Genomic DNA, 20,095 nt, shown 5'->3' with positions numbered 1-20,095 from the left:
TGAGGTTTTAAAATTTAAGCGCTTATGACTTCATGCGAATCAATAAATTCAACAGCCAATTAGCAAATTTTCCATACGGTGGCGCGAGAAACTTCAAACTCGAAAAACCCGCCTGATAAAATACAGGGCGCATTTTAGAAAAAGTCAAAAAGCCTTCATAGCCATGATAGTGCCCCATCCCGCTGGCGCCGACCCCACCAAATGGCAAGTCATGCTGCCCGACATGAAATAAGGCATCATTGACCGAAACCCCGCCCGACATAACTCTGCTGATATAAAATTCGACTAAGCTTTTATTATTGCTAAATGGATAAAAGGCCAAGGGACGATCACGCTGCACAATATAGTCCACTACCTCTTCAGGCTTCTGGTAGGTTTTGACCATCAAGATCGGGCCAAAGGTTTCACGCGTATCAATTTCCATCTCATCATTGCTGTTTAGCACCAAAGTCAGTGGGAATTTTCGTGTCGCAGCATCTGGCTCTTGCTGATTTAAATTAATCAAACTGGCCCCTTTGGCTTCAGCATCTGCCAAGCTATGCACTAAGCGCTGAAATGCGCGCTCATCAATCACAGAAGTATAATCTTTGCTATGAATATCAGGCACATGTTCCTGAACCCACGCTGCCGCGGCTTGAATAAACGCTTGTAACTTCGACTCATGTACAAATAAATAATCGACATTGGTACAAATTTGCCCCGCATTAAACTGTTTCACAAACATAATGCGTTCTACAGCTTTCTCAATCGGGTATTCAGGGTCAATCACTGCAGGAGATTTACCACCCAGCTCCAAAGTCACTGGCGTCAAGTTTGGTGCAGCAGCAGCCATGACTTTACGCCCTGTCGCACCAGAGCCAGTAAACATCAGGTGGTCAAACGGCAATTTTGAAAATGCGATGCCTACTTCACCAGTCTCATCGAAAATCTGTAATTTTTCCGCTTTAAAATATTTGGGGCTTAACTCCATCAGCAATTCAGCCAAATGTCTTGAATTTTCAGACATTTTAACCATAGCCGTATTTCCCGCAGCAAACACGGCCGACAACTGTGAAAACATCAAATTGATGGGAAAATTCCACGGCACAATAATTCCAATCACCCCCAGTGGCTGAGGAATTACGCGGTTCTTCGCACCAAAATACAAGCTATGATCGACATGTCTTTTTTGTACTTTAGTCCACTGTTTCAAGTGTTTGATGCTGCCGTTAATGTCATCCGTGACAGTAATAATTTCTGCCAATAAGGTTTCATGGCGTGAACGATTGCCATAATCACGATTCAAGGCGTCAATAATTGCTTCACGGTGATCGTTAATCAATGCTTTTAAATTCAGTAAATGTTGCTTACGTTGCGCAATCGTTTCAATGCCTTGTTGATGAAAGCTTTTGCGCTGTAATTGAAAACAATCCTGTAATGTCTGTTCTATCACTGTTTGCTCGATATGAGACTGAACCGTAAGTTGCATATGCTTTTCCTTTCACGGCTAAAAATGGTGATTCAATACTTCTTTTCTATGTTGGTTGAGATAATCTCTTATCCTACTTTAACAAATGACTTGAATTATGCTTGACTTTTTAGGACACTAAATTGATCTTTTAGGACAACACGGAATGTTGTAATGGGAAGTTATATTCGTGCAGCCAGCCTCGGCGGTTTTGAAGACTTAGTCCGTAGTTATGGCGTAAACCCTATAGAAATCTTGAAAGAGATCGGGATTTTACCTGCTTTACTCCGTGATCCAGATTCATTTATTCATTATGATCATTATTTAAATTTATTGGAAAAAGCGGCCTTAGCTTGTCAGAATGATTGCTTCGGTTTAAAACTCGGTGCACTCCAAAATATTAGCACAATCGGTTTGATTGGCGTCTATATGTCCCGACAAACGACCATACTTGAAGCCTTAAGCGTGGCGCAAAAATATGTCTATTTACATGCTGAAGGCATTGTCTTCCACGTCTCGCAACATAATGCTCTGCTCTGTAAGCTGAACTTTGTGCGTTTAAGTGAATACAACACCGATGTACCACAAAAATCACAACTGGCCATTTGCCTTGTCGCGAATATTTTAAAAGATTTGATTGGCCCGCAGTGGCATGCAGAAAAAATTTGCTTCAAGCAAAAAGCACCACAAAAAGGTGCTCAAACTTTCCAAGCACATTTTTCATGTCAGGTAGAGTTTGAAACCGATGAAGATGCACTTTATTTTCCTGCAAGCTTTTTAAGCTATAAACCCTATAATTTTAATGAAGATGCCATCAATCAGCTGATCGTACAGCAGCTTGAAACACAAAGCAGCACCAAAACTGAAGACAATACCGCACTCATAGAGAGTTCAGTCCGCATGCTGATGGCGACAGGAGACTGCAGCATTGAAAATATCGCGCTGTGTATGGGCATGCATCCGAAAAAGCTTCAGCGCGCTTTAAAAATGCAAGGAACAACCTATCGAGATATACTTGAAAATGTCCGAAAAAAAGAAGCGCTTCGTATGCTTGATGCAGGCAATGTGAATTTGACAGATATTGCTCTACAGTTGGGCTATGCAGAGTTATCTATTTTCAGTCGCAACTTTAAAAGCTGGTTTGGCGTTCCTCCAACCGAGTTAAGAGACAAAAGTCGAAGCCATATTGTATGACTTCTGGTTTTGCTACTTTGTTCAATAATGAGCATACCTCTGAGTTTCAAGATCAAACCAAATGGCAATATTTCCACGATTAATGAGAACTCGGTTATATGAGGAGCAATTGCTTGTACGGTCAATTTTAGGTGCTGGCTTCTTCATTCGGAAATTATATTGCTAAAGATGGCTTTAAGAATAGGTTTGTACAACAAAGCCCATCCTTCTAATCATTTATGGTTCACAGTAGAGCGATAGCAAACTAAAACTCTAAATTTTTTAATAAATTATGCTTTTAACAGTATAACAAAACGATAACTTATTTAAGCCAAGATAGAGTGCTGATTGCACCGCTTAATGACCACCTATCTTCATTCATCTATATTTAAAACTAAAGATTTTTGTTATTAACATTTGATTCAAATTTATATGTTTTTTTATAACACAACGCAATATATCCGCAACAATTATCATTGCTGCTGTAGACCATATTAATCATGTAAAAACAATAGCTCGATCTTCTAAATAAAAATAATCGATAAATGATCTACAAAATATAATTTTGTATTATAAAGCAGTAAAAAAAACCGTGATAAGCATCACAAAAAAGATTTATTACCACACTTAATTGAGTAATTTTTAACCAAAAAATAAATTTTATATTTCAAATTATATATTTATATTTTTCATTAACTTAGGTTGTATAAATGTATATTTTTAGTATAAAAACTCTATTGTGATTACTTTTTGAACTGATTAGTTATATCTAGAGTATTTACTCTTATTTTAATTGTGCTATTTTTGTCACATGGAGTAACAAATGATTTCGGTTAACCGACTTCTCCAAAAGCCAAAAAACATAAACACAAAATGAGCAACAAACATTTGCATTTGCACCTCAAGGAAAGACGTAGAATGAAATTAAAGACATTAACGACAGCAATGATTTTAGCAACTGTACCAATGACCGGGGCATTTGCCGCTGCTCTAGATCGTTCAGGTCAGTCAATCTCTGCATTCTTGCAACCTGGTAACTATTTTGAAGCAGGTATTTCTGTATTAGATCCAAACGTTTCTGGTAAGGTACGTAATGGGTATACTCCAAATGCTGCCCTTCCTGCTAGTTCAGCTGGATTACAAAATACTAGCGTAGGAGAAATGACAGGGGACTACTACTTCCCTAGCGCCGCACTAAAACTACAAGTTACAGATAACTTCTCTTTTGGTTTAATTTACGACCAACCATTTGGTGCCGAGGTTGAGTATAGTACTGGTACTCAAAAAACTACTGCCTTACCAGGCCCATTAGCTCCGTTAGGTAATCAAGGTGCTTTTCACAATGGCACAGAAGGTACTTCTGCAGAGGTTAAATCACAAAGTATTTCAATGCTTTTTGGCTACCAACCAACTGAAAATTTTAATTTTTATGCAGGTCCTGTTTATCAAACAATTAAAGGTGATGTTCAACTTCGTGGTTTAGCATACGGTGGCAATGCTACTTTTGGTGGCTATAATGCCAGCATTAAAGAAACTGGTGATATTGGTTGGTTAGCTGGAGCGGCTTTTCAAATTCCTGATATTGCATTAAAAGCATCTGTGACTTATCGCTCTGAAATTGAACACTCTGTAAATGTTAAAGAAAGTTTTAATTCAGCTGGTCTATTAGCGGGGTTAAATGCAGCACCTTCACTAAATACAGATATCACGACCCCACAATCTGTAAACCTAGACTTCCAGACAGGCATCATGGCAAATACTGTTGCTTTTGCTAATGTTCGTTGGGTTGATTGGTCAAGCTTCTCTATTCAACCTTATAAATTTGGCTTAGCAAGTAAAAGTGCAGCTATACAAGCACAAACAGGAAAGTCTGAATTTGATCTTGTTGCATATACTGACGACCAAATTTCTGCAACAGTAGGTGTTGGACGTAAGTTAAATGATCAATGGGCGGGTAATGTCTCTGTAGGCTGGGACTCTGGTGCAGGTAATCCTGTGACCACATTTGGTCCAACGGAAGGTTACTGGAACCTTGGCCTGGGTGTTCAATACAGCCCTACCCCAGCAACGTTCATCGCGGGTGGAGTGAAATATTTCTGGTTAGGTGATGCAAAAGGCCAGTCAGGCTCTCAGTTCAACACACCAGGTTATGTGGCTGACTTTAAAAACAATGATGCAATCGCGTACGGCTTAAAAATGGGTTATAAATTCTAAAATAAGCCATAAAATAAAAAAGACTGCACATGCAGTCTTTTTTATTTTCTATACAAGTGTAAATTATTTGTATAATTATAAAACAAACAGTCGTTTAAAACTCATAAATTCTTCATTCTTATAATTCATTTTTAAATCATTAACATAGAAAACATATAGCCTATAAAGCAAACAAATTATAGTCACATTATAGTTCCCAACAAAAAACTGAGTATTTACTCTTTTTTTATTATGTTATTTTTCACACACTTTTTTTTTGCCATTTTGGCTTTCAGGGATCGAATATTCATGAAATTATCATTTATTAGCACAGCTATATTACTCTCCACTCTTCCAACCAGTCTTGTATTGGCAGCAGGCTTAGATCGTTCTGGTCAGTCAATTTCTGCATTTTTACAATCAGGCAATTATGCAGAAGCAGGTATTTCTGTTTTGGATCCAACTGTTAAAGGTAAAGATTTAAGTGGCAATTCAGTGAGCGATATGGCAGATGACTATTATTTCCCATCTGCTGCACTTAAAGTTCAAGCAACCGACCATTTTTCTTTCGGTTTACTTTATGACCAACCTTATGGTGCTGACTCACAATATTCATCAGATCTAGGCGCTTTTGGTGATAGTACTGAAGGAACAAGTGTAAAAGTACGCACCAATAATCTTTCATTAATTGTAGGTTACCAACCAACCGAAAACTGGAACATCTACGCAGGTCCTGTTTACCAAACAGTTAAAGGTAATGTATCTTTACGCGGTACAGCCTACTCATTACTTTCTGGCTACAACATTGACCTAAAAGAAGACGATGCATTTGGTTGGTTAGCTGGTGCAGCTTACCAAATCCCTGAAATTGCACTAAAAGCAGCGATCACGTATCGCTCTGAAATTAAACATGAATTAGATACTACAGAAACTTCAAATGTTTATATTCCACCAAACTATTTACCAACATTACCAAGCGGAATCGATTTACGCTCTATTAGTAGCCAAACTGAGGTAGTAACACCTCAATCGGTTAATCTTGATTTTCAAACAGGTATTGCAAAAGATACTTTAGCTTTTGCTAATGTACGTTGGGTACATTGGGATCAGTTTGCAGTAAGCCCAGCAGCTTTAGCAAGTGCCAGTAAACTCGCTAAAGGTAAGGCTCAGAACTTAATTGACTACTCAGATGATCAAATTTCTGCAACCGTTGGTGTAGGTCATAAATTTACTAGCAAATGGTCTGGTTCTGCATCTGTAGGTTGGGATTCTGGCGCAGGTAACCCTGTAACCACTTTAGGCCCTGTTGAAGGCTTCTGGAGCGTAGGTTTAGGTGGTCAATACAGCCCAGCTGAAAACTATTTCGTACAAGCAGGTGTAAAATACTTCTGGTTGGGTGATGCAAAAGCTCAAACTGGCGGTACAGTTGTTGGCGACTTCAGCGATAATGATGCTATCGCTTATGGTTTAAAATTTGGTTATAAATTCTAAACCGTAGCACTATATCCAACAAAAAAGGCGCATCTATTGAGATGCGCCTTTTTGTTTTCGTAGATATAGCTGTTTGTTTTAAGCCGGAATATCACGAACTGAGGCATTACGAATTGCCTCTTTTAAAGCTTCATAACCATGAATTGCAGGGAATTGTGGGAATTCTTTAATCACGTTTTCTGGTGCATCAAACAAAAAACCTTTATCCGCTTCACCCAGCATAGTGGTGTCATTATAAGAATCACCTGCGGCAATCACACGGTAATTTAGTCCATGCAATGCTTTAACTGCTTCACGTTTTTGGTCAGGTTGGCGCAGCTTATAGGTTGTAATCATACCCTTTTCATCAGTCTCTAACTTATGACAAAAAATCGTTGGCCAGCCCAGCTGTTTCATTAATGGGTGCGCAAACTCATAGAAAGTGTCTGACAAAATAATCAGCTGAAAATGTGTACGTAACCATTCAACAAATTCTTTTGCGCCTGGAAATGGGCCCATCTCAGCAATGACTTCTTGAATATCATTTAAACCTAAACCATGTTCTTTTAATATATTCAAACGCTGCGTCATGAGCACATCATAATCAGGAATATCACGTGTGGTTGCTTCAAGCGCTTTAATGCCTGTTTTTTTAGCAAAGTTAATCCAAATCTCTGGAACTAACACCCCTTCTAGATCAAGGCAAACAACTTCCATGAATACTCCCTTTTATTTACGTGGAAAAATTTTGAACTATCATAGCTTAATATTTGTCTAATGCATTGCTGTTTTTTAAATCTATTTTTTTCATAAGCATTTATTTTTTAGTGATAAGTGGCTTATTTCAACTCTATTAAAATACACAGCAAATAACGTAATATAGGTCTTGTTAGATTCCAAGCCTATTGCCAGGATACTCATGACAACCATTCCAACTATTGATCTTGTTGATGCTCTCGCAGCTGAATATGCAGACAAATCACCAAGTGAAATTTTAGCACTTGCACTGAATCAAACGGGTGAAATTGCCATCTCGTTTTCAGGTGCAGAAGATGTCGTACTTATTGATATGGCTGCTAACTTAGGTAAACCTTTTCGTGTCTTTAGCTTAGACACAGGACGTTTACATGCAGAAACCTATCAATTTATCGAAACTGTGCGTAAACACTACAACATTAATATCGAAATTTGCTTCCCAGAAGCAGATGCCGTTCAACAACTGATCAATGAAAAAGGTTTATTCAGCTTTTATCAAGATGATCATAAAGAGTGTTGTGGTATCCGTAAAGTTCAGCCTTTACGTAAAAAATTAGCGACTTTAGATGGTTGGATTACGGGTCAACGTAAAGACCAAAGCCCAGGCACACGAACTGAGATTTCAGTTATTCAAGCAGATGCAGGCTTTTCAGGCGAAGGCAAACAATTGATTAAATACAATCCTCTTGCCAACTGGTCCAGTGCCGATGTGTGGAGCTACATTCGCATGATGGAAGTGCCTTATAATCCATTGCATGAGCGCGGTTTTATTTCTATTGGCTGTGAACCATGTACGCGTCCAGTGTTACCAAACCAACATGAACGTGAAGGACGTTGGTGGTGGGAGGAAGCGACACACAAAGAATGTGGCCTACATGCAGGTAATTTGAAAAAGTAAAGATCAAAACCACTGCAAAGCAGTGGTTTTTTCGCAACCAATGGATACACACAAAGCGCTCCCATTGTTAAAAAAAAATCGATATACTAGCTTTAAGTTCTATAATTCTAACAAGATTGCTCATATAGGAGCGGTCAGATATTGCAGGGAGGCAATCCAGACTATGCGTCCATTACATCCGATTGACTTTATTTTTTTATCACTTGAAAAACGCCAGCAACCCATGCATGTCGGTGGATTATTCTTATTCCAAATTCCTGAAAATGCACCTGCCAGCTTCATTCAAAATTTAGTTGCAGATATTCGTAACTCCAAATCCATTCCTATTCCTCCATTTAACAACAAACTCAACGGTTTATTTTGGGATAAAGATGAAGAGTTTGATCTTGATCACCATTTTCGTCATATCGCACTCCCACAACCGGGGCGTATTCTTGAACTGCTCACCTATATTTCACAAGAACACAGTAGTTTAATTGACCGTGCTAAACCGTTATGGACGTGTCATATCATTGAAGGGATTGAAGGGAATCGTTTTGCGATGTACTTCAAAATTCACCATGCGATGGTGGATGGTATCGCGGGTATGCGTTTGGTGGAAAAATCATTATCACAAGATCCAAACGCAAAGAGTATTGTGCCACCATGGTGTGTTGAAGGCCCTCGTGCGAAGCGTTTAAAAGAACCGAATGTTAGTCGCTTTAAGAAAATAATGAATGGCGTAATGGGCCAGCTTGAGTCAACACCACGTGTCATGTATGAGTTGTCACAAACAATCATGAAAGATATGGGACGTAATCCTGATTATGTTTCAAGCTTCCAAGCACCCAGCTCTATTCTGAACCAGCGGGTTAGCTCCTCCCGCCGTTTTGCAGCACAGTCTTTTGAGTTTGACCGTTTACGTCATATTTCTAAAAGTTTGGGAGTCACGATTAATGACATCGTACTGGCGATTTGTTCAGGTGCCTTGCGTGAATATCTTTTATCCCAAGACGCACTTCCTAAAAAGCCTTTAATTGCCATGGTACCTGCATCTGTTCGCGATGATGATTCATCTATGTCGAATCGTATCACCATGATTCTGGCAAATTTAGGCACGCATAAAGAAGATCCACTAGAGCGCCTCGCAATTGTTCGTCGTAGTGTGCAAAATGCCAAAGAAAAGTTCAAACGCATGAACTCAAACCAAATTCTAAACTATAGTGCGTTTGTTTATAGCGCGGCTGGTCTCAACATTGCCTCAGGCTTACTGCCTAAGCGCCAAGCATTTAATCTGGTAATTTCAAATGTTCCTGGCCCACGTGAACCATTGTATTGGAACGGGGCACGACTCGATGCGCTATACCCTGCCTCAATCATTTTAGATGGTCAGGCACTCAACATCACCATGACCAGTTATTTAGATAAACTTGAAGTTGGTTTAACCGCTTGTCGTCAAGCCTTACCCAAAATGCAAAACTTATTGCAGCACTTGGAAGATGAAATTCAGCGTTTTGAACAGATTATTGATGCACCTGAAGGGGTCAATAAAATCGTGGATTGATACGCCAATCCATCAAAACAATTAAGGGGCAATTGCTGCCCCTTATTTTTGAATAGTACGACATTGTTTTAATAATTGATGACATGCAGTACGAATCATGGCAGTTGTAATTTGTACTTCTTTACCCTGATCATCCACGATATACGCATTATGCGTTACTTTCGCATCTAATAAATGTTTCAAACTAGGTTGAATAATTGCTTCTCTAACACCCATATCACACCTCATTTGCTAAACCTATTTGGGAGAATAAGCTTTGGCTATTTCCGTGTTTCTAGTATTAAAAATCTAAGATCGAAAGTAAAATTTCAGTTGTAACAACTATTTAACCATATATTGTTACAATTTCAGCTCAGAATGATATCGTATTGCTCTTGCGTATATAAATTTTCCACCTGAAATTTAATCACACGACCAATGAAATGCTCTAAATCAGCGACTGCTGGGGCTTCTGCAGTTAACAAACGGTCAATCACTGATGGATGCGCAACGACAGTAAAGCCAGTCTGAGATTGATACGCACGTGTATATCTCATGATTTCTCGAAAGATTTCGTAACATACAGACTCAGCTGTTTTCACATAACCCCGTCCCTGACAGGTCGGACAAGATTCACATAATAAGTGTTCTAATGATTCACGTGTACGTTTACGCGTCATTTCGACTAAACCTAACTCAGAAACCTGTGTAATTTTGGTTTTTGCATGGTCCTGCTCAAGCATCCGTTCAAACTGAGTCATGACCTCAGTTCGATGCTCCTGCTCTTGCATGTCAATAAAGTCGATAATAATAATACCGCCTAAATTGCGTAGTCTCAGCTGACGCGCAATAACCTGTGTCGCTTCCATATTGGTTTTAAACACGGTGTCTTCTAAAGAACGACCACCCACATATGACCCTGTATTGACATCAATAGTCGTCATAGCTTCAGTCTGGTCAATCATCAAATAACCACCAGACTTCAACGCAACACGCGTCTGCAGTGCTCTTTGAATGTCTTCTTCGACATTATACAAGTCAAAAATTGGCCGCTCACCCGGATAATGAATAAGGCGTTCTTTGATATTCGGGACAAATTCTTCTACGAACTCTTGGAGCTTGCCATGAATTTCACGTGAATCGACTGAAATTTTAGCGGTCTTTTCACTCGCAAGATCGCGAATAATTCGCTGGGGTAAAGGCAGTTCTTCAAAAATTAACGATGGCACCGCAATACTGATTTGCTTGCGCTGAATAAATTCCCAAAGTTTTGCCAAATAAGCCATGTCTTGCGCAATGGCAGCTTCCGCAATCCCATCAGCAGCTGTACGAACAATCACTGAACCCGGAAGTTTATGTTCCGCTTGAATACGCTCAATCATCGAACGTAAACGATCACGCTCAGCTTCAGACTCAATTCGTTGAGACACACCCGTATGATTGCCATAAGGCATCATCACTAAATAGCGCGAAGGAATGGAAAGATCAGTTGAAAGCCGAGCCCCTTTGGTGCCCAGCATATCTTTCATGACTTGAACGGTAAGAATTTGTCCCGGCTGTAAGAGCTCAAAAACATTGGGGGTGGGTTGATTACGTGACCAAACCATATCATTAATATGTAAAAAAGCAGTTCGTGACAGCCCAATATCGACAAAAGCAGCCTGCATTCCCGGAAGAACACGCACCACTTTACCTTTATAAATATTGCCTACTAAACCACGTTTCACCGTACGCTCAATAAATAATTCATTGACCGTGCCGTTTTCAATTAACGCGACGCGACATTCCATAGGCGTGACGTTAATTAATAACTCGTCAGACATAACAAACTCAAAACATTATAAAAAATCTTTTGAGACAGTTAATTTAGTGCCTTAACTGCCTGTAATAACTGTACCGTTTCATGCAACGGTAGCCCCACGACATTGCTATAGCTTCCCTCTATACGTGGAATATAACGTGCTGCAATGCCTTGTATGGCATAGGCTCCCGCCTTGCCAATGGGTTCAGATGTAGCCCAATATGCTTCCATATCATTCGGACTCAAATGCTGAAATTCGACTTCAGTACGAACTACTATACTTGAAATTTGCGTATTTGTACGGACACAAACCGCAGTATATACATCATGCTTGCGCCCAGAAATTTTTCCCCACATTTCAAATGCATGCTGCTTAGATTCTGGTTTGCCTAAAATCTCTTGATCGACCCCTAAACTGGTATCGGCAGCTATCACAATTGCATCAGGATATTGAAGCTGTACAGCCTCTGCTTTGGCGCATGCCAATCGCTCTACATAATGAGCTACTGGCTCGCCTGCTTGTACAGATTCATCAATATCTGGACTATAGATATCAAAGACTAGACCGAGCTGTTCAAGCAGCTCGCGGCGACGGGGCGAACTGGACGCTAAAATTAAACGCGCCATTTCTTCAAGATGAAATAGACCATCGGGAAAGTCAGTACACTACTCAACAGCGGTTGCCAATGACGTGCAAGGGAAAACTGAGCCCCAATCATAATTTGTGCGATCCACGTAATAAACAAATGCGCGACCACAGCCAAGGTGGCGATGACCCAAATATTGGCAAAGGTCATAATCCGACGTTCACGCGTTAAAAAACGGGACACAAAAGTAATCAGAACAAAACTAAGCGCATTTAAACCCAAAGGTGCATCAAGTAGTAAATCGGTGAAAATCCCAACTGCAAAGGCAAACCAAATCCCGCTCCATGTCGGCTGGCACAGCACCCAAAACAGCATCACCATCATCATAAACAGTGGACGCCAGCCAGAGAGCGCATAAGACAAGGGATAAACCATCAACACTGAAGCAATGATCACTGAAAAAATGATCGGAAATAAGGGGTCACGCTGTTTGGCAGCACGAAGTTTAGCGATCGGCATGCGGTTGCTCCATCGCTAAAGAATCGGAAAATAACACAACGACATGATGCCCACCCGCTAACTGTGCAGCAGGAACAACATCAATTTGAGCAAACTCGCCTGAATTATGACGACTGATTTTTGAAATGGTGCCCACCAGATAACCTGCTGGAAAATGCTCACCTAAACCAGAGCTATACACTTTTTCACCCACTTTGATTTCGGCACTGGTCGGCACGTATTCCATTTTCAAATGACCCAAATCTCCAGTCCCTGAAACAATGGCACGCATTCCAGATCGCTCTAAGCGAACCGAAAGAGAATGTTCTTTATCTGAAAGCAACATGACGCGACTACTATGCGGATAGACATTGATAATCTGTCCCATAATCCCTTTGTCATCGAGCACGGTTTGCCCAACTTTTAGCTGGCTGTTGGCACCACGGTTTACCACAATAATATGACGCAATGGATCGGCATCTGTCCCAATGACTTCTGCAATTTCCATACGACCATCAATGATCAACGGGGTATCTAACAGACCGCGTAAACGCGTATTTTCCGCAGATAATTCAGATAATTTTTGTAAACGCACCTGCGCCTGCAATAACTCGGCTTGCATCGCGGTATTTTCACGGCGCAATTGAGCTTCAGACTTGGTTTGTTGATTCAGCCACTCTCGCGATAACACGGGATAACTTGCTACGGCATAAATTGGATTATAAGCGGCATACAAGACATCTCTTGCAGGTTGAATCACATGTGGCATGCGCCAGTTAAAAAACAGCACGACCAAACATGTGATCACTGCAATGATAAATGAGCGAAAAGATGGCGGTTGTCTGGAAAACAGATTTGTTTGCACCCGCCGATTCCTTTATTAGCCTACAAATAACATGTCGTGATTTGGATTATCGAAGAATTCTAAAACTTTACCACCACCACGAGTGACGCAAGTTAGAGGATCTTCTGCAACCACCACAGGTAAGCCTGTTTCTTGTGCAAGAAGTTTATCGAGGTTACGCAGTAATGCACCACCACCTGTCAACACTATACCGCGCTCAGCGATGTCTGAAGACAGCTCAGGAGGCGTTTGCTCAAGTGCAGATTTCACAGCTGAAACAATACTTTGTAATGGATCAGAAATCGCTTGCGTAATTTCGTCCGAAGTCACAGTGATCGCACGTGGCACACCTTCAGCAAGGTTACGGCCGCGAACTTCAATTTCAAGTGCTTTGGCATCGGCTTCTGGTAAAGCCATACCCACTTCTTTCTTGATAATTTCAGCGGTAGTTTCACCAATCACGCAACCATGTGCTTTACGTACGTAGTTAATGATTTGTTCATCAAATACATCACCACCAATACGTAGTGAGTCAGCATAGACACAACCTTGAAGCGAAATGATCGCAATTTCAGTTGTACCACCACCAACATCGACCACCATAGAGCCGCATGCTTGTTCAACTGGCATACCTGCACCAATTGCAGCAGCCATTGGTTCTTCAATCAAACGAACATCACGCGCGCCTGCATTAAATACAGCTTCACGAATAGCACGACGCTCAACCAAAGTTGATTTGCAAGGCACACACACCACAACACGAGGTGCAGGTGGGAACAGACGTTTTTCATGTACTTTACCAATAAATTGGTTCAGCATGGTTTCAGTCACTTCAAAATCGGCAATCACACCATCCTTCATCGGACGAATGGCAGAGATATTCGCAGGTGTACGGCCCAGCATTTGCTTTGCATCAAGACCTACCGCGGCAACGATTTTTTGTGAACCACTGTGACGAATTGCCACAACTGTCGGTTCATTTAATATAATGCCTCGTCCTGGTGCATAAATAAGTGTATTTGCTGTACCTAAATCAATGGCTAGATCGGGCGAAAACAAGCCAATTAGTCTTTTTAGAATCACGGAGACGTTCTCGATTAAACTTTATGTGGACGCAAGGTGGCAACTTTAACTAAATGTGATGATTTGAACAAGTCAATCGCTTATTATAACGCACGATATTTTGAAATTTTTTAATACTGACTCAGGTGATGTTATGTCTACATCGGATGCACAGCATTCTGCAGATTTAAATGCACAAACAGTTTCAGCAATCGCCAATCTTGCTCGATTGTCGCTAGATGATACGCAATCTGCTGAATATGCTCAAAGTCTAAATAAAATTTTAGGCATGATGGAAACCTTAAAAGGCATCGACACCGATGGTGTTGAGCCGCTTAAAAGCCCATTTGATCACCCACAACCCTTACGTGAAGATGTGGTTTCAGAAACCAATCATCGTGATGAATATCAAGCTATTGCACCGCAAGTGCAAGATGGTTTGTACCTTGTTCCTCGCGTGATTGAATAATTTCTATTCAGTTAAACCATTATTTTGTAAAAATTAACGTAAAGACATTTCTCATGACAGATTTACATCGCTTATCGATTCGTGAACTCTCTGAGGGTTTAGCTGGGGCTAAATTTTCATCTCGCGAACTGACTGAACATTATTTAAAGCGCATTGCAAAACTGGATACACAAGTTAAATCTTATGTAACCGTGACAGCAGAACAAGCGCTTGCACAAGCCGATGCTGCCGATGCCGCAATTAAAGCAGGCACAGCAACTGCACTGACAGGTGTGCCAATTGCACACAAAGACATTTTTTGTACCCAAGGCATTAAAACCACTGCGGGCTCAAAAATGTTGGATAACTTTATCTCTCCTTACGACGCCACCGTTGTAGCGAAAGGCAAAGCCGCTGGTCTAGTCACTTTGGGTAAAGTGAACATGGACGAGTTCGCCATGGGTTCAACAAGTGAAAACTCATTCTACGGCGCGACTGCGAACCCTTGGAACTTAAGTCATGTGCCGGGTGGTTCTTCAGGTGGTTCTGCGGCAGCAGTTGCAGCGGACCTTGCTCCATTTGCAACAGGTACAGACACGGGTGGTTCAATTCGCCAACCGGCATCGTTCTGTGGCTTGACTGGTCTTAAACCGACATACGGTCGTGTATCTCGCTTCGGTATGATCGCGTATGCATCATCTTTAGACCAAGGTGGCCCAATGGCGCGTTCGGCTGAAGACTGTGCCTACCTCATGAATGTCATAGCAGGTCATGACGCGAAAGACTCAACATCGGTTGAAAAAGACGTTGATGACTATGTGGCGAACCTAAACGGCACAACAGTCAAAGGCTTACGCATTGGTATTCCAAAGCAATACTTCAATGTCGCTGGTTTAGACGCAGACGTAAAAGCTCGTGTTGAAGAATCATTGAAAAAGTTAGAAGACATGGGCGCGACCTTGATTGAGATTGATCTCAACATGACTGAAGCTTATGTTCCGACCTATTACTTGATTGCGCCTGCTGAAGCGTCATCAAACTTGTCTCGTTACGATGGCGTACGTTATGGCTACCGTGCAGAGAACCCTGTTGACCTGATGGACTTATACAAACGTTCACGTTCTGAAGGTTTTGGTGCAGAAGTGCAACGTCGTATCTTGATTGGTACATATGCGTTGTCTGCGGGTTACTACGATGCTTACTACGTGAAAGCACAAAAAGTCCGTCGTCTGATTCAACAAGACTTCTTAAAAGCGTTTGAATCCGTTGATGTGATTGCGGCACCTGCTGCACCAACCACGGCTTATAAAATTGGTGCGAACTTATCTCCTGTTGAAATGTACTTGGGCGACATTTACACCATCGCGGTCAACCTTGCGGGTCTTCCTGCGATTAACGCACCTGTTGGTTTTGACAAAGACAATTTACCTGTGGGCTTACAGCTGATTGGTAACTATTGGTCAGAATCTCAACTGTTGTCTGTGGTACATCAGTACCAACAAGCAACGGATTGGCATACGAAACGTGCGGCAATTGCTGAGGAGAATGCATAATGGCTCAAGCTCAAAAGAAACCAAAATCATTATTGATTGATGGTTGGGAAGTCGTTATTGGGATCGAGATTCACACTCAGCTTGCGACCCAATCTAAAATCTTCTCAGGCTCTTCAACTGAATTTGGTCAAGATCCAAATACGCAAGCCAGCTTAGTTGACTTGGCAATGCCGGGTGTACTGCCTGTATTAAACAAAGAAGTGGTCGATTTAGCCATTCGCTTTGGTTTGGGTATCGATGCTTACATTGACCAAGCGTCTGTGTTTGCACGTAAAAACTACTTCTACCCTGACTCTCCAAAAGGCTACCAAATCAGCCAGATGGACAACCCGATTGTGGGCTTGGGTCATATCGACATTCAACTTGAAGATGGTACGGTGAAACGCATTGGCGTAACGCGTGCCCACCTTGAGGAAGATGCAGGTAAATCCATCCATGACCAGTTTGAAGGTATGTCAGGCATCGACCTCAACCGTGCAGGTACACCTTTACTTGAAATCGTGTCTGAACCCGATATGCGTTCGGTTGAAGAAGCGGTGGCTTATATCAAGTCGATTCACACTTTAGTGCGTTGGTTAGGTATTTCTGACGGTAACATGGCAGAAGGTTCGTTCCGTGCTGACTGTAACGTATCGTTACGTCGTCCGGGTCAACCGTTCGGTACACGTTGCGAGTTGAAAAACCTCAACTCATTCCGTTTCATTGAGCAAGCGATCAATGTTGAAATTGAACGCCAAATGGAAATTTTGGAATGGGATGGCACGATTGACCAAGAAACGCGTCTATTCGACCCTGTGAAGATGGAAACACGTTCGATGCGTTCGAAAGAAGAAGCGAACGACTATCGCTACTTCCCTGATCCAGACTTATTGCCTGTGGTGATTCCAGATGCGCAAATCGAAGCGATTAAAGCGCAAATGCCTGAGCTTCCTGCTGCTCGTCGTGCGCGTTTCGTGGCTGACTTCGGTGTGACTGAGTATGATGCTCACGTACTGACACTGACTCGTGAAATGTCAGAGTTTTACGAAGATGTGGTGAAAGCTGCTGGCGGTGCTGCACAAGGTAAGATTGCGGCAAACTGGGTAATGGGTGAATTCTCAGGTGCTCTAAACAAAGCTGGCCTAGACCTTGCTGATTCTCCTGTTTCTGCTGAGAAACTGGGCGGTATGATCGCGCGTATTGTCGATAACACCATTAGCGGCAAGATCGCGAAACAAGTATTCGGCTTTATGTGGGAAGAAGGCAAAACTGCGGACGAGATTATTGCTGAGAAAGGCTTGAAACAGGAAACTGATACAGGCGCAATTGAAGCGATTATTAAAGAAGTGCTTGCTGCTAACGAGAAGATGGTTGAAGAGTATAAATCTGGTAAAGAGAAAGCTTTCAACGGTCTAGTTGGTCAGGTGATGAAAGCGTCTAAGGGTAAAGCCAATCCTACTCAAGTGAATGAATTGATGAAGAAATTGATTGGTTGATTTATTCGCTAATTAGTTGATTTCGTGTTATAAAAAACCTCGCACTATGCGGGGTTTTTTATGGATAAACTATTTTCTCTAGATCATATACAAAATGTCGGACTTAGTGGATGGATTATCGGTTTAATTACTCTAGCTATTCCTTTTTTTATTTGGGTTATCAGAAAGTTTCAAAATAGAAGAAGTGCTCAAAGGAAGCGAATTTACAATCAGCTCCAACCTATTTGGGATCGTAACTATCAAATTTTTATTCAATATGGCCCACACGATAAAAATGATGCATTTTACGATTTAGAAGGTAATGCAACAGAAGAATGGCGAAAAAAAGTAAAAGAAATAATGCTACCAAACCATCAAAAAATCAGAGATATATGTAATGAGAATATTTTACTTGCAACTGAGGAAGAACGCGATTTATTTCACCAATATGAAGATCATGTCACAGACTTCAAATCATGTCATGAATCAGGTTACTTACCAAATAGAAGATTCCCCCCAAATGTAGTAGAAATTTTTAAGGATTAAATAATGACTTGGCTAGACAGCTTAAGAATTCATGAGAAGGTTGAAAATGTTACAAAAGAAGGGAACCTCCTTAAAATAATAACTAAAGATAATCGGCCTGAACTTTTATCTTATTCGAATTTCAATGAAAAGCTTTCAGGAAGAATGCTTCAAACTTTGATAAATACTTATAATTTTAATTTTTTACTATGCAACAAAAAAAACTACTTTTTAGATGAAGAGGCAGTTAGTCTATTAAAACTAAATAATATTAGTTTTGGTACAGGTGGCGATTTATTTAGGCTGTTAAATGATTCAAATACCCCTTATTCAAATTTTATTAATAAGGATTCAGAATACATAATTAAAAATCTTGGCAATAATTCTAATGTCAAAAGTTTTCAACTAACTTCCAATAGAAAATTTATTGTCCACCGACATAAAGGTAGACCTATAACTTTTATATTTATAAATGAATACGCCGTAACTCAAGAAAGAATCAATGAAGTGTATGAATTATATGCTCCTTTTGACTACATATTAGTTGCAGACCCTAATGGACGCTTTAGAGACTATCAATACAAAGGTCAGGAAGTCCAAATTGGTCTTTGGGCAAATCTCTTTTCATTTCTAGCAAACCCAAGATCTTAAATGACAATTTTCAATAAATTATATAATGATCTTTATGTTAATAAAGTTAATTGTACAGTCTATATCTTTGGATCATTTTTAAATTCTAAAAATTGGGCTGACTTAGATATTCTCATAATCTATAAAAACTATGCTGACATCCCTAAAATAAAGGATATAATTTTTAAAAACATCGAAAATACTCCTTTTGATCTTAACTTCATGAGTGAAGACGAAGAAAAATATTTTAATTTCATTAATAAAACAAATGCTAAACAATTATTTCCTATAAATTATTCAGAATAATATGAACATCAAAAAAGTATCCTCTATCACCAAACTCGAAGACTTAGAACATATCAAACTATCAAAGGCATTTTTTATGAGGGATTCTTTGGAATCCCTCTCCTTGCGAAGCTTCGCTTCTCACCTTTAAAAAAGGGATACCTTGTCACGTGATTAGTCTGATACGCGCTGCTCCCTCTCCTTTTTTAAAGGTGAGGGCCAGGGAGAGGATTTTTACACTAAACACCATCTATTATTTTAAAAACTATAACCATTTTCGAAATACCAAAGGACAATATGAAAACAGCCATCCTCACACTTACTACTCTTGCCTTTCTCAGCACCACCACATTTGCAGAAACTAAACCCAATGTTCCCGCTAAAGAAGCTAGCCAAATCTTTAAAGCCGCTGGCTTTTCAAAAACCAAACATGGCTGGGAAGGTAGCTGCGACACAGGTGAAATCACCACATATAAAGACCTCAATGGTGACGGTCTAAAAGACGCAGTCATTTCAGACTATAGCACCATGTGCTATGGCAACACAGGTGTTGGTTACCACATCGTTGCTCAGCAAAAAACTGGAACATGGAAACTCATTTTTGAAAACATGGGCATCCCTACTTTTCTAAAAACCAAAGGAAAAGACGGCTGGCCAGATATTGAAAATGGTGGCCCCGGATTTTGTTTTGCTGTTTACCGCTGGAATGGTCAAAAATATGATGTCAACCGTTATGAATATAACGGCAAAGCCTGCACATTAGACTATTAACACCTTAGCATAGTAAATTTCATATCAGTGAATATATAAACTGATTGATTTAACAAGCTTTTACAGACAGGGATAACGCCTTAATTACTTGGGGCTTTTTATAAAAATGACGTCAGCTATACGACTAAAGAGCACTGAATGACTTAAAAATGACATCTGAACTGTGCTAATTTAGATC

The 20,095-nt window shown here is 40.4% G+C and carries 20 protein-coding genes and 1 pseudogene; 12 read left to right on the top strand and 9 right to left on the bottom strand.

Annotation, left to right across the window (positions count from 1 at the left end; translation table 11 throughout):
- Positions 1-22: 22 nt before the first annotated feature.
- Positions 23-1,468 (bottom strand): coniferyl aldehyde dehydrogenase, encoded by a 1,446-nt coding sequence (locus MN200_RS04515; protein ID WP_242760150.1) that lies wholly within the window; start codon positions 1,466-1,468, stop codon positions 23-25.
- 153 nt (positions 1,469-1,621) lie between these two features.
- Between MN200_RS04515 and MN200_RS04510 the strand changes: the two genes are divergently transcribed.
- Entirely contained in the window at positions 1,622-2,641 is a 1,020-nt protein-coding gene (locus MN200_RS04510; protein WP_242760149.1) for an AraC family transcriptional regulator, read from the top strand.
- A gap of 30 nt (positions 2,642-2,671) precedes the next feature.
- Here the strand turns inward: MN200_RS04510 and MN200_RS04505 are convergent.
- Positions 2,672-2,788 (bottom strand): annotated as a pseudogene (locus tag MN200_RS04505) (IS5/IS1182 family transposase); the annotation flags it as partial.
- Positions 2,789-3,538: 750 nt separating this feature from the next.
- Here MN200_RS04505 and MN200_RS04500 point away from each other — a divergent pair.
- Positions 3,539-4,834, top strand: coding sequence for an outer membrane protein transport protein (locus tag MN200_RS04500; protein WP_205666997.1), 1,296 nt, complete (start codon positions 3,539-3,541; stop codon positions 4,832-4,834).
- Positions 4,835-5,122: 288 nt separating this feature from the next.
- A complete protein-coding gene (locus MN200_RS04495) occupies positions 5,123-6,304 on the top strand; it encodes an outer membrane protein transport protein (RefSeq protein WP_242760148.1) in 1,182 nt (393 codons plus the stop codon).
- A 78-nt stretch (positions 6,305-6,382) separates the two neighbouring features.
- On the opposite strand, the gene thrH is transcribed toward MN200_RS04495, so the two are convergent.
- Complete coding sequence (gene thrH, locus MN200_RS04490; RefSeq protein WP_062034400.1) at positions 6,383-7,000, bottom strand: bifunctional phosphoserine phosphatase/homoserine phosphotransferase ThrH; 618 nt, start codon at positions 6,998-7,000, stop codon at positions 6,383-6,385.
- Positions 7,001-7,202: 202 nt separating this feature from the next.
- Between thrH and MN200_RS04485 the strand changes: the two genes are divergently transcribed.
- Together MN200_RS04485 and MN200_RS04480 are read left to right on the top strand one after the other, a co-directional pair.
- Entirely contained in the window at positions 7,203-7,937 is a 735-nt protein-coding gene (locus MN200_RS04485) for a phosphoadenylyl-sulfate reductase (RefSeq protein WP_242760147.1), read from the top strand.
- A 163-nt stretch (positions 7,938-8,100) separates the two neighbouring features.
- The gene (locus MN200_RS04480; RefSeq protein ID WP_242760146.1) at positions 8,101-9,480 is read left to right on the top strand and encodes a wax ester/triacylglycerol synthase family O-acyltransferase; all 1,380 of its coding nucleotides are present in this window, start codon (positions 8,101-8,103) and stop codon (positions 9,478-9,480) included.
- A 42-nt stretch (positions 9,481-9,522) separates the two neighbouring features.
- On the opposite strand, the gene MN200_RS04475 is transcribed toward MN200_RS04480, so the two are convergent.
- The 6 genes from MN200_RS04475 to MN200_RS04450 form a co-directional block, all read right to left on the bottom strand.
- Positions 9,523-9,696: a PA1571 family protein gene (locus MN200_RS04475; RefSeq protein WP_242760145.1), complete on the bottom strand. Its 174-nt coding sequence runs from the start codon at positions 9,694-9,696 to the stop codon at positions 9,523-9,525.
- Between the two features lie 131 nt (positions 9,697-9,827).
- Entirely contained in the window at positions 9,828-11,282 is a 1,455-nt protein-coding gene (gene rng / locus MN200_RS04470; RefSeq protein WP_004981336.1) for a ribonuclease G, read from the bottom strand.
- 38 nt (positions 11,283-11,320) lie between these two features.
- On the bottom strand, positions 11,321-11,887 hold the full coding sequence (locus tag MN200_RS04465; protein WP_242760144.1) for a Maf family nucleotide pyrophosphatase: 567 nt from the start codon (positions 11,885-11,887) through the stop codon (positions 11,321-11,323).
- The gene (mreD, locus tag MN200_RS04460) at positions 11,875-12,366 is read right to left on the bottom strand and encodes a rod shape-determining protein MreD (RefSeq protein WP_004694666.1); all 492 of its coding nucleotides are present in this window, start codon (positions 12,364-12,366) and stop codon (positions 11,875-11,877) included. Before mreD ends, MN200_RS04465 begins: the two co-directional genes overlap by 13 nt.
- Positions 12,353-13,210: a rod shape-determining protein MreC gene (gene mreC, locus MN200_RS04455; RefSeq protein ID WP_004694667.1), complete on the bottom strand. Its 858-nt coding sequence runs from the start codon at positions 13,208-13,210 to the stop codon at positions 12,353-12,355. The genes mreD and mreC overlap by 14 nt, the downstream gene beginning before the upstream one ends.
- 15 nt (positions 13,211-13,225) lie before the next feature.
- Positions 13,226-14,272 (bottom strand): rod shape-determining protein, encoded by a 1,047-nt coding sequence (locus tag MN200_RS04450; RefSeq protein ID WP_004694670.1) that lies wholly within the window; start codon positions 14,270-14,272, stop codon positions 13,226-13,228.
- A 133-nt stretch (positions 14,273-14,405) separates the two neighbouring features.
- On the opposite strand from MN200_RS04450, the gene gatC reads away from it, so the two are divergent.
- The 7 genes from gatC to MN200_RS04415 all read left to right on the top strand — a co-directional run bounded on the left by gatC (position 14,406) and on the right by MN200_RS04415 (position 19,917).
- Positions 14,406-14,720 carry an Asp-tRNA(Asn)/Glu-tRNA(Gln) amidotransferase subunit GatC gene (gatC, locus tag MN200_RS04445; RefSeq protein WP_004694671.1) on the top strand — a complete coding sequence of 105 codons (315 nt, stop codon included), beginning with the start codon at positions 14,406-14,408 and terminating at the stop codon, positions 14,718-14,720.
- Between the two features lie 53 nt (positions 14,721-14,773).
- On the top strand, positions 14,774-16,252 hold the full coding sequence (gene gatA / locus MN200_RS04440) for an Asp-tRNA(Asn)/Glu-tRNA(Gln) amidotransferase subunit GatA (protein ID WP_242760143.1): 1,479 nt from the start codon (positions 14,774-14,776) through the stop codon (positions 16,250-16,252).
- Complete coding sequence (gene gatB, locus MN200_RS04435) at positions 16,252-17,727, top strand: Asp-tRNA(Asn)/Glu-tRNA(Gln) amidotransferase subunit GatB (RefSeq protein WP_242760142.1); 1,476 nt, start codon at positions 16,252-16,254, stop codon at positions 17,725-17,727. Before gatA ends, gatB begins: the two co-directional genes overlap by 1 nt.
- A 60-nt stretch (positions 17,728-17,787) precedes the next feature.
- On the top strand, positions 17,788-18,252 hold the full coding sequence (locus MN200_RS04430; RefSeq protein ID WP_242760141.1) for a hypothetical protein: 465 nt from the start codon (positions 17,788-17,790) through the stop codon (positions 18,250-18,252).
- Positions 18,253-18,255: 3 nt separating this feature from the next.
- A complete protein-coding gene (locus MN200_RS04425; RefSeq protein WP_242760140.1) occupies positions 18,256-18,882 on the top strand; it encodes a hypothetical protein in 627 nt (208 codons plus the stop codon).
- Positions 18,883-19,167 carry a hypothetical protein gene (locus MN200_RS04420; RefSeq protein ID WP_242760139.1) on the top strand — a complete coding sequence of 95 codons (285 nt, stop codon included), beginning with the start codon at positions 18,883-18,885 and terminating at the stop codon, positions 19,165-19,167.
- A gap of 276 nt (positions 19,168-19,443) precedes the next feature.
- Positions 19,444-19,917 (top strand): hypothetical protein, encoded by a 474-nt coding sequence (locus MN200_RS04415; RefSeq protein ID WP_242760138.1) that lies wholly within the window; start codon positions 19,444-19,446, stop codon positions 19,915-19,917.
- Positions 19,918-20,095: the final 178 nt, after the last annotated feature.

This window comes from Acinetobacter sp. LUNF3 (genome assembly GCF_022699605.1).
In the GTDB taxonomy this organism is placed as follows: Bacteria; Pseudomonadota; Gammaproteobacteria; order Pseudomonadales; family Moraxellaceae; genus Acinetobacter; species Acinetobacter johnsonii.
Note: the sequence above shows the minus strand (reverse complement) of the source record. Positions and strands in the feature narration are given on the sequence as shown.

What these genes read in the sequence shown, in the direction of transcription:
- MN200_RS04515 (WP_242760150.1), bottom strand. Translation starts at nt 1,468, where the DNA reads ATGCAACTTACGGTTCAGTCTCATATCGAGCAAACAGTGATAGAACAG.
- MN200_RS04510 (WP_242760149.1), top strand. Translation starts at nt 1,622, where the DNA reads ATGGGAAGTTATATTCGTGCAGCCAGCCTCGGCGGTTTTGAAGACTTA.
- MN200_RS04500 (WP_205666997.1), top strand. Translation starts at nt 3,539, where the DNA reads ATGAAATTAAAGACATTAACGACAGCAATGATTTTAGCAACTGTACCA.
- MN200_RS04495 (WP_242760148.1), top strand. Translation starts at nt 5,123, where the DNA reads ATGAAATTATCATTTATTAGCACAGCTATATTACTCTCCACTCTTCCA.
- thrH (WP_062034400.1), bottom strand. Translation starts at nt 7,000, where the DNA reads ATGGAAGTTGTTTGCCTTGATCTAGAAGGGGTGTTAGTTCCAGAGATT.
- MN200_RS04485 (WP_242760147.1), top strand. Translation starts at nt 7,203, where the DNA reads ATGACAACCATTCCAACTATTGATCTTGTTGATGCTCTCGCAGCTGAA.
- MN200_RS04480 (WP_242760146.1), top strand. Translation starts at nt 8,101, where the DNA reads ATGCGTCCATTACATCCGATTGACTTTATTTTTTTATCACTTGAAAAA.
- MN200_RS04475 (WP_242760145.1), bottom strand. Translation starts at nt 9,696, where the DNA reads ATGGGTGTTAGAGAAGCAATTATTCAACCTAGTTTGAAACATTTATTA.
- rng (WP_004981336.1), bottom strand. Translation starts at nt 11,282, where the DNA reads ATGTCTGACGAGTTATTAATTAACGTCACGCCTATGGAATGTCGCGTC.
- MN200_RS04465 (WP_242760144.1), bottom strand. Translation starts at nt 11,887, where the DNA reads ATGGCGCGTTTAATTTTAGCGTCCAGTTCGCCCCGTCGCCGCGAGCTG.
- mreD (WP_004694666.1), bottom strand. Translation starts at nt 12,366, where the DNA reads ATGCCGATCGCTAAACTTCGTGCTGCCAAACAGCGTGACCCCTTATTT.
- gatC (WP_004694671.1), top strand. Translation starts at nt 14,406, where the DNA reads ATGTCTACATCGGATGCACAGCATTCTGCAGATTTAAATGCACAAACA.
- gatA (WP_242760143.1), top strand. Translation starts at nt 14,774, where the DNA reads ATGACAGATTTACATCGCTTATCGATTCGTGAACTCTCTGAGGGTTTA.
- gatB (WP_242760142.1), top strand. Translation starts at nt 16,252, where the DNA reads ATGGCTCAAGCTCAAAAGAAACCAAAATCATTATTGATTGATGGTTGG.
- MN200_RS04430 (WP_242760141.1), top strand. Translation starts at nt 17,788, where the DNA reads ATGGATAAACTATTTTCTCTAGATCATATACAAAATGTCGGACTTAGT.
- MN200_RS04425 (WP_242760140.1), top strand. Translation starts at nt 18,256, where the DNA reads ATGACTTGGCTAGACAGCTTAAGAATTCATGAGAAGGTTGAAAATGTT.
- MN200_RS04420 (WP_242760139.1), top strand. Translation starts at nt 18,883, where the DNA reads ATGACAATTTTCAATAAATTATATAATGATCTTTATGTTAATAAAGTT.
- MN200_RS04415 (WP_242760138.1), top strand. Translation starts at nt 19,444, where the DNA reads ATGAAAACAGCCATCCTCACACTTACTACTCTTGCCTTTCTCAGCACC.